Annotated in this window: 12 protein-coding genes; 4 read left to right on the top strand and 8 right to left on the bottom strand. The window is 69.6% G+C overall.

What is annotated here, in order from left to right; translation table 11 throughout:
• Positions 1-20 precede the first annotated feature (20 nt).
• Entirely contained in the window at positions 21-668 is a 648-nt protein-coding gene (locus ACIBO8_RS26215) for a trimeric intracellular cation channel family protein (RefSeq protein WP_396117945.1), read from the top strand.
• A 49-nt stretch (positions 669-717) separates the two neighbouring features.
• On the opposite strand, the gene ACIBO8_RS26210 is transcribed toward ACIBO8_RS26215, so the two are convergent.
• Positions 718-1,452: an SDR family oxidoreductase gene (locus ACIBO8_RS26210; protein WP_396117944.1), complete on the bottom strand. Its 735-nt coding sequence runs from the start codon at positions 1,450-1,452 to the stop codon at positions 718-720.
• Between the two features lie 99 nt (positions 1,453-1,551).
• Here ACIBO8_RS26210 and ACIBO8_RS26205 point away from each other — a divergent pair, with 99 nt between their 5' ends.
• A complete protein-coding gene (locus ACIBO8_RS26205) occupies positions 1,552-2,394 on the top strand; it encodes a LysR family transcriptional regulator (RefSeq protein ID WP_396118218.1) in 843 nt (280 codons plus the stop codon).
• Positions 2,395-3,460: 1,066 nt separating this feature from the next.
• Here ACIBO8_RS26205 and ACIBO8_RS26200 read toward each other — a convergent pair.
• Positions 3,461-4,318 carry an MBL fold metallo-hydrolase gene (locus ACIBO8_RS26200; RefSeq protein ID WP_396117943.1) on the bottom strand — a complete coding sequence of 286 codons (858 nt, stop codon included), beginning with the start codon at positions 4,316-4,318 and terminating at the stop codon, positions 3,461-3,463.
• Positions 4,319-4,684: 366 nt separating this feature from the next.
• Complete coding sequence (locus tag ACIBO8_RS26195) at positions 4,685-5,908, bottom strand: MFS transporter (RefSeq protein ID WP_396117942.1); 1,224 nt, start codon at positions 5,906-5,908, stop codon at positions 4,685-4,687.
• 126 nt (positions 5,909-6,034) lie between these two features.
• Between ACIBO8_RS26195 and ACIBO8_RS26190 the strand changes: the two genes are divergently transcribed.
• Positions 6,035-6,646: a TetR/AcrR family transcriptional regulator gene (locus ACIBO8_RS26190; protein WP_396117941.1), complete on the top strand. Its 612-nt coding sequence runs from the start codon at positions 6,035-6,037 to the stop codon at positions 6,644-6,646.
• A 1,298-nt stretch (positions 6,647-7,944) separates the two neighbouring features.
• Positions 7,945-9,360 carry a hypothetical protein gene (locus ACIBO8_RS26185; protein ID WP_396117940.1) on the top strand — a complete coding sequence of 472 codons (1,416 nt, stop codon included), beginning with the start codon at positions 7,945-7,947 and terminating at the stop codon, positions 9,358-9,360.
• A 10-nt stretch (positions 9,361-9,370) separates the two neighbouring features.
• Here ACIBO8_RS26185 and ACIBO8_RS26180 read toward each other — a convergent pair whose 3' ends face one another.
• Genes ACIBO8_RS26180 through ACIBO8_RS26160 form a run of 5 tightly spaced genes read right to left on the bottom strand, consistent with a single transcriptional unit; the run spans position 9,371 to position 13,148 of the window.
• The gene (locus ACIBO8_RS26180) at positions 9,371-9,841 is read right to left on the bottom strand and encodes a hypothetical protein (RefSeq protein ID WP_396117939.1); all 471 of its coding nucleotides are present in this window, start codon (positions 9,839-9,841) and stop codon (positions 9,371-9,373) included.
• Positions 9,834-10,388, bottom strand: a complete 555-nt coding sequence (locus ACIBO8_RS26175; RefSeq protein ID WP_396117938.1) for a phage tail protein — start codon at positions 10,386-10,388, stop codon at positions 9,834-9,836. The genes ACIBO8_RS26180 and ACIBO8_RS26175 overlap by 8 nt, the downstream gene beginning before the upstream one ends.
• A complete protein-coding gene (locus ACIBO8_RS26170) occupies positions 10,385-12,343 on the bottom strand; it encodes a putative baseplate assembly protein (protein WP_396117937.1) in 1,959 nt (652 codons plus the stop codon). The genes ACIBO8_RS26175 and ACIBO8_RS26170 overlap by 4 nt, the downstream gene beginning before the upstream one ends.
• Positions 12,340-12,753, bottom strand: a complete 414-nt coding sequence (locus ACIBO8_RS26165; protein WP_396117936.1) for a GPW/gp25 family protein — start codon at positions 12,751-12,753, stop codon at positions 12,340-12,342. The genes ACIBO8_RS26170 and ACIBO8_RS26165 overlap by 4 nt, the downstream gene beginning before the upstream one ends.
• Entirely contained in the window at positions 12,750-13,148 is a 399-nt protein-coding gene (locus ACIBO8_RS26160) for a PAAR domain-containing protein (RefSeq protein ID WP_396117935.1), read from the bottom strand. The genes ACIBO8_RS26165 and ACIBO8_RS26160 overlap by 4 nt, the downstream gene beginning before the upstream one ends.
• Between the last annotated feature and the right edge of the window lie 8 nt (positions 13,149-13,156).

Below are 13,156 nucleotides of genomic sequence, written 5' to 3'. Positions count from 1 at the left end.
GGCGCTTACGCTACAGGCCGATGGACGTTCCCGAGGGTTTCAACCCCACGCTGATCCTCGTCCTGAACCTGGCGGGGACGTTCGTGTTCGGCCTCAGCGGCGGACTGGCGGCCGTGCGGGCCCGCCTCGATCTCCTCGGCGTCGTCGTGCTCGCGGCGGTCGTAGGTCTCGCCGGAGGAATCACCAGGGACCTCCTGATCGGCACGGCACCGGCGACATTCCGGGACTGGCGCTACCTCGCGGCCGCCGCAGCTGCCGGCCTGGTCTGCTTCTTCGCCGGGCGTACGCTCGAGCGCGCCGAGCGCAGCATCATGGTCTTCGACGCCCTGGGGCTGGGCCTGTTCGCGGTGACGGGCGCGACCAAGGCGCTCCAGTTCGGGCTGGGCCCCGTGCCGGCGATCCTGCTCGGGGCGATCACCGGCGTCGGCGGGGGGATGCTCCGCGATGTGCTGCTGCGGCAGATTCCGACCGTTCTGCGAGAAGGCCTGTACGCGATACCGGCACTGCTCGGAGCCACGGTGCTGGTCGTCGCCCAGCACGCCGGCAGCACGAACCCCGCCTTTCCCGTGCTCGGTGCCCTGGTGTGCATAGTCGTACGGCTTTCCGGCTGGCGATTCGGGATCAACGTGCCTACCGCGTCCGGCGACCGCCGGGACGGCGCTCCGTAAAGCCGAAGCCGGCCACCCTGGCTGTCGGTTCGTTGCCAGGCCTGCGTAGTCACCAGGGAATGGCGCCCTCGTCGTTGAAGAATGAGCCGGTCGGGCCGCCTTCGGGCAGAGTGGCGAGGCGAACCGCGATGGCGGCGCCCTCCCCGGGCGGCCGCCCCCGCAAGCCGGTGAAGTCGGTCGCGACCAGGCCGGGGCAGGCGGCGTTGATGAGGATGTCCGTTCCGGCGAACTGCCGCGCGTACTGCACCGTGACGGCGTTGAGGTATGACTTCGTCGGCGCGTAGGCGGCCATGATCGGGCCGACGTCGATGGTGGGGTCAGCCTGCAGGGCTATCGACCCCACGCTGCTGGAGACGTTGACGATGCGTGGCGAGGATGCGCGCCGGAGCAACGGCAGCATCGCGTTCGTCACCCGGATCACCCCGTACACGTTGGTCTCCACGACCGTGCGGACGTTGTCGAGGTCGAGCGTGGTCGGATCCTGCCCCCAATCGGGCCCCATCTCCCCGGAGACGCCGGCGTTGTTGACGAGTACGTCCAAGCGCTCGACCTGACGGCCGATCAGATCTGCGGCCTCGGCAACGCTGCGGTCACTGGTGACGTCCAGGGAAACCGCGAACGCGTCCACCCCGGCGGCGTGCAGCGTCTTGACGGCCGCCTCCCCCCGGGCGTTGTCGCGTGCACCCACCGCCACCCGGTAGCCCTTAGCACCGAGCCCTGCCGCGATCTCGTACCCGATTCCCCTGTTCGCGCCGGTCACCAGCACGGTCTTCGTGTCGCTCATGGATTTGATGGTGGCCCGGCGGCTATCGGTGTCCCAACACCGATCGGGTGCGCTGTGATACCCGACCGGTATCACCGCCCGTATCGTGGGGCCGTGGCCATGCTGGAAACCCGAGAACTCAGGTACTTCGTCACCGTCGCCGAGGAACTGCACTTCAGCCGGGCAGCCGAACGGCTCGGTATAGCTCAGCCGCCTCTGTCCCGGGCGATCCAGCAGCTCGAACGGCGACTCGGCGTCACCTTGTTCGACCGCAACCGCCGCGGCGTCACCCTCACCTGCTCAGGTCAGGTACTGCTCGGCGAGGCCCGTACCATCCTCGACGGAGCCGCTGCCGCCGCACGCCGCGCCCGCCGCGCCGCGTCCTCCCCGAGAAGCCTGACACTGGTGACCAAGGCCGGCACGAACCACGAACTGCTGCGCAAGCTCCTCGACGCCAACGCCGCCGAACCCGACCCGGCCGCGATCGAGGTGCTGCTCTGCGGCATGGGAGAGCAGGCGCAGATGCTTCGCGACGGCCGCGCCGACGTGGCACTCATGCACCGCCCCTTCGACGACCTCGCCGGGTTCGACACCGAAGACCTGCTGACCGAGCAGCTGATCGCCATCCTGCCCGCCGGACATCCCCTCGCCTCACGCACGTCACTGACGATGGCCGAGATCAACGACGTACCGGATCTGCCGATCGCGCGGTGGCCCCGCCAAGACGCCACCTACGAACCCGGACCAGGACCCGAGATCCACGACCAGCTGCAAATGGCCCAGCTGATCGCCCTGGGCCGCGCCGTAGGCGTGAACTGCGCCTCTGCCCGATCGGCACTGTGGAGCGCACACGCTGCCATCCCGCTGACCGACTCGCCGGACGTCACCACCGTTCTCGCCTGGCCGCCGCACAGCCGGTCCCTGGCCGTCGCCGGGCTCATCCGTACCGCTGCCCAGATGTAACCGCGATCGACCAAGGCCCCGAGGCGGCGACACAACACCACCGAGCCATGACGTCACGGGCCGGGCAGGCTTTCGCGGCGCCTACTTCCGGCTACCTATCCGGGAACGACGTGCGCCTGCTACGCGTGCGGGAAGGGACCACCGGCTGCGGCGACAGTGAGGGCTTGTACGGGCCTGACGGCGGCCGTGGCCGGGGTTGCCGGTCCAGACCCCGACAGGAATTGTGGTGGCTTTGGGTGGCCATAATGAGTCCGTTGGGGGGTGCCTGTATTGGACGACGCGGCGTTGGATGCGGCGGACCAGTGGGTTGACGACTGGCAGGCGAAGATCGAGGCGCGGCTTGCTCGCACCCGCGCACTCGCGTCGAAGGCCTGAGCAGGAAGCCGAAAGTGGCGACATTCGATCAATGGCTTGATGCGTACAGCGCGGCCTACGACATGGTTCCCGGTCCGCTTGTTGACTCGTGTCCGAACTGCGGGCACCGATGCCTACGTCTGGTCTTCACCGGTGATCTCCAGCGAATGGTGGGTTACGCACACTTCTGGTGTGACAACTGCCTGCAGGGCATTGGCATATCCCGCACCGCAATACCCGATAATGCCGTCATTCAGGACATCCACGTGCCACGGGAAGAGCGCGAACCGCAGATTCCCAACTACCAGCTGGTCCAATGACACCTACGGCGGCCGCCGCTCGCAGCCAAGGCCACGCCTCACCCCGGGTGGCGCGGTGATAACCAGTTACCGCGAGGTGTCGGTCGCAAGGGCCGGTGCTCCTGCGCGAGGCCACGAGCGTACGACCCCTGTTCTGGATCGCAGACACAGCCTGATGCGGCAGTCAGAGCGGTCCCCGACCCTGCGGTGCTTGCAACGAGTGCCGGGGCGCATGAGGTAACCGTTGCGGACGCTAGGTGCTATCGGCGGGCAGATGAGGATGCGCGGGCCGCGCGGCAGGTGTGGAGGGTTGGTGGTGAGCTTCAGCCGGCCGCGAGCGCGCTCGTGCTGCCGGTTGTCCCGCGTCTTGCGGGCGCATCACCCTGGAGGGCCCGTGAAAGTGCTGCCACGGTTCAGGAGGCGAAGGGCGTAATGGTCTCGAACGGGCCCTGGAAGCGGACGGTCCAACCGTCTCGAGTGCTCTTACGCTCGAGGAAGCGTTTGGTGTCGGTGAGCCTGTCCATGAACGCCGGCATCGGGCGCAGCTTCTCGGTGAGCGGGTGCATGAAGTTGTCCCAGTGCACCGGGATGATGAGCTTGGGGCGAATGGCTTCGACAACGTGATGCCAGTAACCCTCGCGGAAGTGCTCCGGCTGCGCCCCCAGGGCACCGATCCCGAGGTAGAGCACGTCGGCCCGCACGCCTTCGAACTTGTCGGGGACGAAGTTGGCGCTGGGGTGGATAAAGATCGACCCGGTGGGATGGGTGATGTGGAAGGAGTAGCAGCCGCCGTCGCGGTAGCTGCTCGCTCTGGCCGGTGTGGTGAGAGGCTCATCAATCGTGCCCGGGTACCGGTTGCCGGGGCTGTGCAGACCCTCGAAGACCCGTACGCCGAAGTCGCCGACGGGGTGCTCATCTCCGTCGGCAATGAGCTGCAGGCTGTCCTCGCCCAAGCCGGCGCCGCGTCCGACGTTGAGGGTCGACTCGGACCCGTACAGCGTGCCGCCGAGCTGCCTGATCACCTCTGGTGCGTCCATGACGTGGTCGTGGTGTGAGTGGGCGACGAAGATGCCGTCCAGACGCTGCACTCCTCCCCAGGCCAGCGCCTGGCTGATACGGCCACGATCTGGCGCGATGCGTCCCAGTGCGACGCGCAGCAGCGATGGTCTGCTCAAGAACGCGTCGGTGAAGATGCTCGCCGTCCCGTCGCTCACGAACACCGACGTCGTGCCGAAGTATGTGCACTGGACCGGGCGGTCGTCGTCTGCCATCTCTCGGGCGTCCTCTCCGATGCCGGCCGGCCAGTCGGGACCGGTTCACGCTCGCCGTCTGGGAATGATCTATCAGGTCGGACGTTCTGCAGCACGGGCCACAGAAGCGCGGCTGAGATCTCGCGTAGTGCGTCAAGCTCGGTCGGATCGGCGAGCCGCGCTTGGCGAGCAGACGGAACCGCTTGCCACGGTGGCCGGTGAGTTGTACCACGAAGACACGCTCGGCCTCGAGGACCTGATCCGTCGCAGGCCAGCCGATCGGGCCCGAGAACGTGATCGCCACCTGGCCGCTGCTCATGTCGACGACGAGACCATTGGTGCCGATGCCGGCCGCCAGCCAGGTCCACGTGTGACTTGATGCTGTGGTCAGGGCAGGCGGGTGCGTGCGTCGGTGAGCGCAGGTTCGACTGTCTTCGATGGGCTGGCGAACCTGGCGCGGGCGAGCAGGAGCGCCGCGGCGGCCATCATGGCGAAACCGAGCCAGTACGGCGCGGAGTGCGCGACTGAGCTGTAGAGCAGGCCGGCGACCAGTGGGGCGACGACGCCGATGCCCGAGGTGATTGATTGGATCGCGCCGGCGAGCCAGCCCTGCTCGTCAGGTCCGACGGCGCTGGAGGCGACGCCGTCCATGGTGGCTTGGGCTGCGCCTTGGCCTGCCGCGAGCACAAGCGTGCCGACGATGAACAGCCAGGGTTGGGCGAGCAGCGAGGCGATGATCGCGAGAGCGAGGATTCCGCCGGCTTGCGTGACGATGCCGGCGATCAGCACGCCCCGCTCTCCGAGCCGGCGCAGCAGGAATCCCAGCAGAGCGCCCTGGATGGCGATGTCGATGATGCCGACGAATGCGGTGAGCAGGCCGATCTTCGTCGCGGTCCAGGCGATCGCATCGAGCGCCAGCACGCTGAAGTTGTTGATGAAGAACGAGAACGGGATGGTCACGAGGATGATCCCGACCAGCAGGACGCGCAGCTCGGGGCGGGCGAAGGCGTCCTTGAGGAGCCGCAGGGGCCGCAGGTCGTTGAGCATCACGCCGCCGCGGGTGCGCTTATCGGCGGGCAGGCTTTCCGGCAGCAGGAAGATGCTGAGAACGCCGATGGTGGCGGCGATTGCGGCAGTGACGAACACGGGAAAGTCGATGTTCACCGCGGCCAGCAAGCCGCCGAGCGCGGGACCGACCATCGTGCCGATCCCGGAAAGCGCCCCGAGCAGTCCGAATCGCTTGGCCCGCTGTTCAGGTGGAGTGATGTCGGCCAGGTAGGCGAACAGGGCGGGCAGGTCGCCGGCTGTGGCGCCCTGGATGATCCGGCCGAGCAGCAGCACCCAGATGGCGCCCCCGATGCCGAAGAGCAGATAGCCCAGGGCAGCGCCGAACGCCGCGAGGATGATGATCGGCCTTCGGCCGATGCGGTCGGACAGCGCGCCGAGCACCGGTGCGACGAGGAACGCGCACAGGCCGTTGACGGCTTCGAGGATGCCGACCCAGAGGGCGAGGCTGCTCTGGTGGGGTGCATAGCGCAGCACGACGAACGGCAGCACGGGCAGGACGACGGTCATGCCCGCCGTCGTGAGCATCGTCAGGACGATGAGCATGATCCACGCTCGGCGAGCGTGGGGTGGCGTCGACACCACCTCCGTTGCTTGAGTCATGCCATAACTGTACCCGTACCAGTTTTGAAGTCAATCCTGTTGTGAGATGAGTACGCTAAGATGGGGCTCATGGCGGATGCGACGACAGGCCGGCGGGAGCGCAAGAAGGCCGCGACCCGCAAGGCGATCTCAGACGCGGCGACCGAGCTGTTCCTGGAGCGCGGCTTCGACGACGTGAGCATCCGCGAGATCGCCGACAAGGCCGACGTCTCCCCGACCACGGTGTTCGCGCACTTCCCGCAGAAGGAAGCGCTCGTCTTCGATGAGGACGAGCAGCAGCGCGCCGAGCTGGTCGCCGTCGTGACAGACCGGCCGAAGGGCACCTCGCTGACGCAGGCCTTCCACGATCACCTGCGCGACGACCTGAACGCCAACCTCGTCGGCCATGCCGACTTCGACGACCGCGTCCGCCGGTTCTGGGAGCTCGTCAACTCGACGCCGGCCCTGAAGGAGTACGGGCAGCGCATGTGGCTGCGCCACGAGGACGCCATCGCCGCCGCGATCGCCGAGGAGTTCGGCCTGCACGAGCCCGACGACAAGATCCGTGTGTTCACCCGCTTCGTGCTCCAGCTGTCCCTACTCGCCGGGACGGCCAGCGACCGCTTGCGGATGCTCGACGCGGGCTTCGAGGTCCTCGACCGCGGCTGGTCGACCTTCGAAGCGCAGCACACCCCCCGCTGAACGCCTGCCGGGCCCCGGCTGAGCACCTGAGAAACCGGTTCGCGTCAAGCCGGCCAGACCGACCGCAGCCGGGCGAATTCGTACGGCCTCGCCGCGATCTACGTGGAGGACTGACCTCGGCGGCCTCCCCCGTGGTGATCGCCGGCAAAGAGGTCTCACCCCCGCCCCCGGCTTGACGCTCATCATCCCGGGTTCCAAAGGGTCAATCATCGATCGGGCCCACGTAGTCCTGGATCTGAGATGAATGCGTCGGCCACCTCGAGCAGTTTGTCTCCGGCGTTGAGCAGGTGCTGAACCAACAGATCTGATCATTTCGCTCAACCGAGGCTGGCGCCCGCCGATACCGAAGCCGCAAGGACAGCGTCGACACACAGCGTGGGGGCCAGCGATGCGGGGCATTCGAACCGGTCGCCCAACGAGCGCAGACACCTATGCGACGTGGGTCGCCACCCTTCCCCGGGTCAGCACCGGTGCCGTCGTCGGCCGTGAGAGCATCGTGCAGTCCCCTTCGCATGTCCGCCCCGGCGATCTGATCATCTCCGGGGCGGAACGCTACCGAGTCGCCAGCGTCGACGCGCCCGTACGTGACGTCGTCCAGGTGCACTTGGCTCTCAGCGAGAGACGCCGCAGCCTCTACCTGCAAGCTTCCACCCCGGTTCGAGTCGTACGCACCAGACGGCGCAAGCAGAAGGCACCGAACCCGGCACCCTGAACACCTCCACCGACCGCGACCGACCGCCCCCCGATCAGCGAGATTTCCGTTCTACCGATCGGGTCGGAGGTGCCCTTTCCACGGACGTTCGAGGTCTCTACCGATCGCTGCTGTGTCCGTAACGATCGTTGCCGCGCTGCCGTACCGGGGGGCGACAACGGTGACGGCATGCACAAGGACCGCAAGGTGTACAGCGCGACGTCAACCGGCACGCCGGCGAGGTGGTCGCGCGCGACCTCGACGACACCATCGACTCGGGCACCGCATCGAACCAGACCTTCCCGGTGAGCTACGGCGGTGTCACCCGGGATCGATGGATCACGAACGCCACCCCGTCGCGCAAGCCGACCGCCGTCGGCAGCGGATGCTCTCGGTCTGGATGCCGCTGTCGGCCGCCGGCTTCGCGCTCTCGGTGATCAACCCGTTCGAGCCCGACCCGCCGCAACAACGAGGGCACGACGGGCAACTTGGCCAACGGCCGCCCTGTCTTCTATCGGACGCTCGCACGATTGATCGCCCGCGGGCCGGTCTGCGAGCATGGCATTGCCCTCTCCGTCCACCTGGTACGGAAGCGTGGGAGGCACGCATGACCCTGCCCTTGCGGGTGACGGTCGCCCCGGAGCGCGCCGACGCGGCTCCCGGCGACAATCTGACCTTCGACGTGTCCGTGCGCAACGCCAGCGACATCGTCGAGCACTACGGCGTGGAACTGCTCGGCCTGCCGGACGGCGCCACCGTCCGGACCGAACCCGATGTGGCCAAGCTGCGGCCGTCCGAGGCCGGGACGCTCACGGTACGGGTGACCCTGCCCGTCCAACCGCCGGCTCCGGCCGGCACCTATGTCGTCGGCGCGCTCGTCCGCTCCAAGTATCGCCATGACGTGTCCCGCTGCGTCGAGATCCCCGTCGAGCTGGCGGCGGTGGAGCGCATCACCGTGCAGGCCACGCCCGAGGTGGTCACCGGCGGGCGGGCGGCCCAGTACACCATCGAGATCACCAATGGCGGCAACGCCCCGGTGCGGCTCTACCTCGCCGCCACCGACCCCGAGCGCCGGGTCAGCGCCACCTTCCGGCCGCCTAGTGTGGACCTGCCGCCCGGCACGTCCGCGCGCGCTCTGCTCACCGTGCAGGCGCCGCTCCCGTGGAACCGGGAGAAGCAGCGGCAGTTGTCCATCACGGCGACGCCTGACCTGCCCGGCGCCGCGGCCGGCAGCGGCACCGCGTCCTTCGTGCAGAAGCCGAGGTTCGCGTCGAAGTTCGCCAAGGTGGCCGGGATCGGCGCTGCCGTGCTGATCCTGGCCGCCGCGGTAGCGGTGCCGACGCTGCTGGCCTCTCGCGACAAGGACAAGGATCCCGGTCCCGTCGCCGCGAACACGGCGGCCGTCGTCGTACCGACCCTGCCGAGTGCCGCCGGGCCGTCGGCCGTCGCCTCCTCGGCAGCGAGCACCCCGGCCTCGCAGGCAGCTTCCCCGCCCGCAGCTTCCGCCGAAGCGTCCACGGCGGCGCCGACCGGCTCGACGAACGGCAGCGGTACGGCCCGGGATGTCGACCTCACCGGGCCGAAAGACGGCGTGATACCCGGCGACGCCTTCCGCGCCAACGGCTTCCTGGTCAGCGCGGACCCCGGTGCGATCGAGGTATCGGGCTGCGAGGACGCCCGCGGCGCCGCGGTCGTGACGGACCCTGACGGCACCCGCTTCCTCACGTCGTCCACCGCCGACGATCCGACCGTGTGCCACACCGTACCGTTGATGATCGACTTCCTGGTGGACGCGCCCGCCGGCGCGATCGCCGTGACGCCGGTGGACCCGGACGCCCTCGAGATGGATGTCGTCTATCGCGACCTGAGGCGCACGACCGAACCGACGCTGGCGGTGACGGCGGCGAAGGCCGCCGCCCACCAGGGGATCGACTTCGTCTTGATCCGCCCCCGCTCGGCGGACGGCGCCGCCACCGCGCCGGTGGCCCTGAAGGCGATCCGCGTCGCCCCGCTGGGTGGCTGAGCAAGAGCGCTCAGGTCAGGGTTGCGCGCAGAAGCAGGAACACCAGAACCAGCAGAGCCAGCGTCGCGAAGACGATCAGGGCGATGAGCCAACCCCAGCGGCGCGACGCCGCGCGCGGCGCCGGGGGACCCAGCGTCACCGCTCTCGGGCGGGCCTCGCGTAGTTCGAACCCACATCGTTCGCAGCGGATCCGGACCGGCTCGTTGCCGTAGCCGCACTGCGGGCATTGCGCCTGGCCGTACGCGACGGCCGGAACCGGCTGAACGCGCGCCGGACGCTGCTCGGTGGCCGGCATCACGCCGGTGGCGTCGTTACGTTCGCCGGGGGCCCGCGGGATGGCACGGGCGTCCTCCGTGGCCGGACGGCGCAGGAACATCAGCGGATAGCCGCAGTTCGGGCAGAGTTGATCGCGGTCCATCTGGACCGGGGAACCGCAGTCCGGGCAGGGCAGTTGCCGGAACGCCCCGGAACGCTCAGCCATCGGAGTCCCCGCTGACCGGCCGGGCGCGGCCGCGAGCCACCTTCGGCTGGAAACGGACCTCGAGCCGCACCTGGGCACCGAGGGGCAGCTCGCTCTGCAGGAAGCCGAGGACCTGCCGCTCGGTGAGGTGGCCGGTGTGGTCCATCTGCACGACCACCACCGGGTCCTCCGGTGGCACCGCGTCGTTGCGGCCGTACACGCCCCCGACGTCGGTCACCGTGACCCGCGCGCCGGTGGCGGCCTCCAGCAACGCCTCCACGCCGTACCGGGTACCGCGCCAGCCGAGCAGGCGGGCGACCTCCCGGACCATCGAGCGGCGGTACTCGGCCGGGTCGGTCGGTTCCAGCTCGATGCCCAGCCAGAACCCGAGGAACTGCAGCATCTCGGGACTGGCCAGCCCCGGGTCCATCTGGTGCTCGACGCTGTCGATGCGCTCGCGGACGGTGTCGGCGAGCTCCTCGAACGCTGACACGAAGGTGCGGAGCACCGGGTCCGCCGCCATGGTCCGCGGCAGCTGGCCCACCAGCCAGCCCGTCGTGACGGTCATTGCTGCACCACCACCCGGTGCTCGTAGGACATGAAGAGGGCCTCCGGCAGCAGCCGCAGTCGCTGCTGCACCTGGTCGAGCGTCCGGCGGCGGCGCAGGTCGGCGGAGAAGAAGTGCACGGCCTCGACGCCCTGGACCCCGAACGAACCATGGAGGACGCCGTACACGTCGCCGAGGCGCAGGTCGACGTCGAACGGCCAGCCCTGTCCGCCCGGGCCGCCGGTGAGCGGGTTCAGGTACTCGTACAGGGCTCGTTCGGCGCGCTCGCGCACCGTCTCGGTGCGTACCGCCGGACCCGCCCGCACCTCGGCGACCACCTTGACGCCCTGGTAGCGCGGGGCCTCGATGCGCAGCCGCATGGTCAGCATCCGCCGCGGCTCGAGGTACGCCTTGATCTGCTCCTCCAGCTCGGCGGGGATGGCGAGGTCGTCCAGAGTCAGCTTCTCCGGCGCCACGTCGACGCGCGGCACCACCAGCAGCCGGGCGGGCTCGCCGGGAGACGCCGGCGGCAGGCAGCGAGCCCGGGCCACGCTGGGCGCCGCGTCCAGCGTCAGCCGTTCGACGTCCTCGGCGGTGACGGCGCGCCGCCCGCCACGCAGCAACAGCGGACCGCGGAGCTTGGCGTTCTCCACGGTCTCCGGGTCGACCCCGCCGGAACTGGGGTCGAGGTTGGTCACCGAAGCCACGAACGGGATCGACGTGTGCAGCACGGTGAGCCGGTCGGCGGCCACGTTGCCGAGCCGGCCGCCGCCGAACCGGTAACCCGTCACGAAGATCTGGGCGTCGATCGGCGGGATGGCACCGTGCTGCCGGACCTCGCCCCGGCTGTCCAGTACGCGAGGACCGAAGCGGATCTCACCGGTGGCGCCGGACCAGGTGTAGACACGGTCGTCCGCGGTCGCGTCGGCGAAGTCGCCCACTTCCGTCCACTCCTGCTCCCCTGGATCGCCGGTGCGCTCGTGGCGGGGCAGCACGACCCGGACGTTCTCGTTGTGCCGGCGGGGCAGCACCGGCACCCGGCGGACCTGGAACATCTGCCCGGGCCGGCCGTTGCTGACGCCGAGCAGTTCGGCCGGTGCCGGCTCGGCGTGGTGCGCGGGCACCGCACCGCCGAGCGCCACGGCCGACAGCGACTCCAGTTCGGGCGGGTTGGCGTACTCGGGTTGTCCTTCGGCGGGGCGGATCAGCCGGCACCGCAACCAGTGCGCACGCCGCGACCCGATCGCCAGAGCCTCGTGCCGGGCGGGCAGCAGCAGGATCACCTGGCCGGGACTGTTGAACCCGGCGCTGGTGTCCTCGAGGATCCGCACGTCGCACCACTGCTGGCCGTCCCATGCCTCCCAGACCCGCGGCGGCCGGCGCGGGTCCACTCCGGCGCCTTCCGGACCGGTGCTCACGTCCAGGCGCAGGAGGTTTCCCGCGGCGGAGTCGGCGAGCCCGATGTACACCGCCTCGTCCGGGCGCAGGCTGGGGAACAGCCGCACCGACGAGGCCTCGCGGCGCAGGTCCTCCCAGTGGTCGACGTACCGTTCATCGGTGTGGGTGAGGCACGCGACCAGCTTCGGCGGCGTGATCGTCAGCTCCGAGTCGGTGAGGAAGACGACGGGCTCCTCGTCCTCGCGGCGCTCGGTGCTGACCTGGGTGCCACCCGGCACCCGGACCGGTTCGTCGCGCGGCGCCGTGAGCCGGAACAGCAGGTCGGCTCGTGCCGGCACCGCGGAGAACAGTTCGACGCCGACGAGTTCGAGGAACTTCACGTACAGCCGGTCCGGGACCTGGTTGAGCCGGTACAAGGTCATCTCGGTCATCCAGGCGAACAGTTCGACCAGTGCGACGCCGGGGTCGGAGACGTTGTGGTCGGTCCATTCGGGGCACAGCCGGTTGATGCGCCGTTTCGCCTCGTCGACGATGTCCTGGAAGCGGCGGTCGTCGAGGTCGGGTGCGGGGAGGCTCATGGCGCCGGCTCCTCGGTGGGGATCGTGTAGAACGGGAAGACCAGGTTGCGCACGTCGTTGGTCGCCCGGATCCGGTACGCGACCGTGATGGTGACCGTGCCGGTGGCCTGCTCGCCGGTGGCGATCACGGACTCCGCCGTGATCCGCGGCTCCCAGCGTTCGAGAGCCTCACGGACGGCCTGCTCCACGAGGCCGAGGGTGCCCGCGGTGAGGGGGGCGAAGACCAACTCCCACATGGCGCACCCGAAGTCCGGCCGCATGACCCGCTCGCCCGGCACCGTGGACAGGATCATCCGGATCGCCGCGTCCAGCTCCTCGACGCCGTTGACGAGCCGTACCGATCCGGTCCGCGAGATGGCGGCCGGGAACGCCCAGCCGCTGCCGATGAAGTCGTCGCGCCGCATGCTCATCCCGCCAGCACGTCCGGCGAGCCCCCGCTGATCGTTCCGGCGGGCAGGTCCGCGGGGTCGTTGCAGGTGGCCACGGGGTCCCCCGCACGCGCCAGCGGCTTGCCGTTGACCAGCACGGTGGCCGAGCCGAGCACCACCCGGCCCTGGTTGGTGGGCGGCTTGCTGAACGTCGCCGGCGGCGGGGCGACGTGCGGCGGCATGTTCTGCGCCACGCTGCCCTGCACCGCGGCCGGCAAGCCGTTGATCAGGACGTCGGTGGAGAGGCCGGTCATCAGCCGGCCGGCGAACGGCATCGGGGTGGGCGTCGGCACCGGCCCGCCGGGCGAGGGCACCAGGAGGATGTGCAGGTCGGTGCCGGTGACCGGGTCGTTCTGCCGCGCGGCGGGCTGGGGCATCGTCTCTC

It is taken from the genome of Actinoplanes sp. NPDC049681 (genome assembly GCF_044465265.1).
Taxonomy (GTDB): Bacteria; Actinomycetota; Actinomycetes; order Mycobacteriales; family Micromonosporaceae; genus Actinoplanes.
The sequence above is the reverse complement of the archived record's forward strand: the minus strand, read 5'-3'. Positions and strand labels throughout refer to the sequence as shown.

Bases quoted from the DNA above. Each gene is read 5' to 3' on its own strand.
- ACIBO8_RS26215 (WP_396117945.1), top strand. From the start codon at position 21: ATGGACGTTCCCGAGGGTTTCAACCCCACGCTGATCCTCGTCCTGAAC.
- ACIBO8_RS26210 (WP_396117944.1), bottom strand. From the start codon at position 1,452: ATGAGCGACACGAAGACCGTGCTGGTGACCGGCGCGAACAGGGGAATC.
- ACIBO8_RS26205 (WP_396118218.1), top strand. From the start codon at position 1,552: ATGCTGGAAACCCGAGAACTCAGGTACTTCGTCACCGTCGCCGAGGAA.
- ACIBO8_RS26200 (WP_396117943.1), bottom strand. From the start codon at position 4,318: ATGGCAGACGACGACCGCCCGGTCCAGTGCACATACTTCGGCACGACG.
- ACIBO8_RS26195 (WP_396117942.1), bottom strand. From the start codon at position 5,908: ATGCTCATCGTCCTGACGATGCTCACGACGGCGGGCATGACCGTCGTC.
- ACIBO8_RS26190 (WP_396117941.1), top strand. From the start codon at position 6,035: ATGGCGGATGCGACGACAGGCCGGCGGGAGCGCAAGAAGGCCGCGACC.
- ACIBO8_RS26185 (WP_396117940.1), top strand. From the start codon at position 7,945: ATGACCCTGCCCTTGCGGGTGACGGTCGCCCCGGAGCGCGCCGACGCG.
- ACIBO8_RS26180 (WP_396117939.1), bottom strand. From the start codon at position 9,841: ATGGCTGAGCGTTCCGGGGCGTTCCGGCAACTGCCCTGCCCGGACTGC.
- ACIBO8_RS26175 (WP_396117938.1), bottom strand. From the start codon at position 10,388: ATGACCGTCACGACGGGCTGGCTGGTGGGCCAGCTGCCGCGGACCATG.
- ACIBO8_RS26170 (WP_396117937.1), bottom strand. From the start codon at position 12,343: ATGAGCCTCCCCGCACCCGACCTCGACGACCGCCGCTTCCAGGACATC.
- ACIBO8_RS26165 (WP_396117936.1), bottom strand. From the start codon at position 12,753: ATGAGCATGCGGCGCGACGACTTCATCGGCAGCGGCTGGGCGTTCCCG.
- ACIBO8_RS26160 (WP_396117935.1), bottom strand. From the start codon at position 13,148: ATGCCCCAGCCCGCCGCGCGGCAGAACGACCCGGTCACCGGCACCGAC.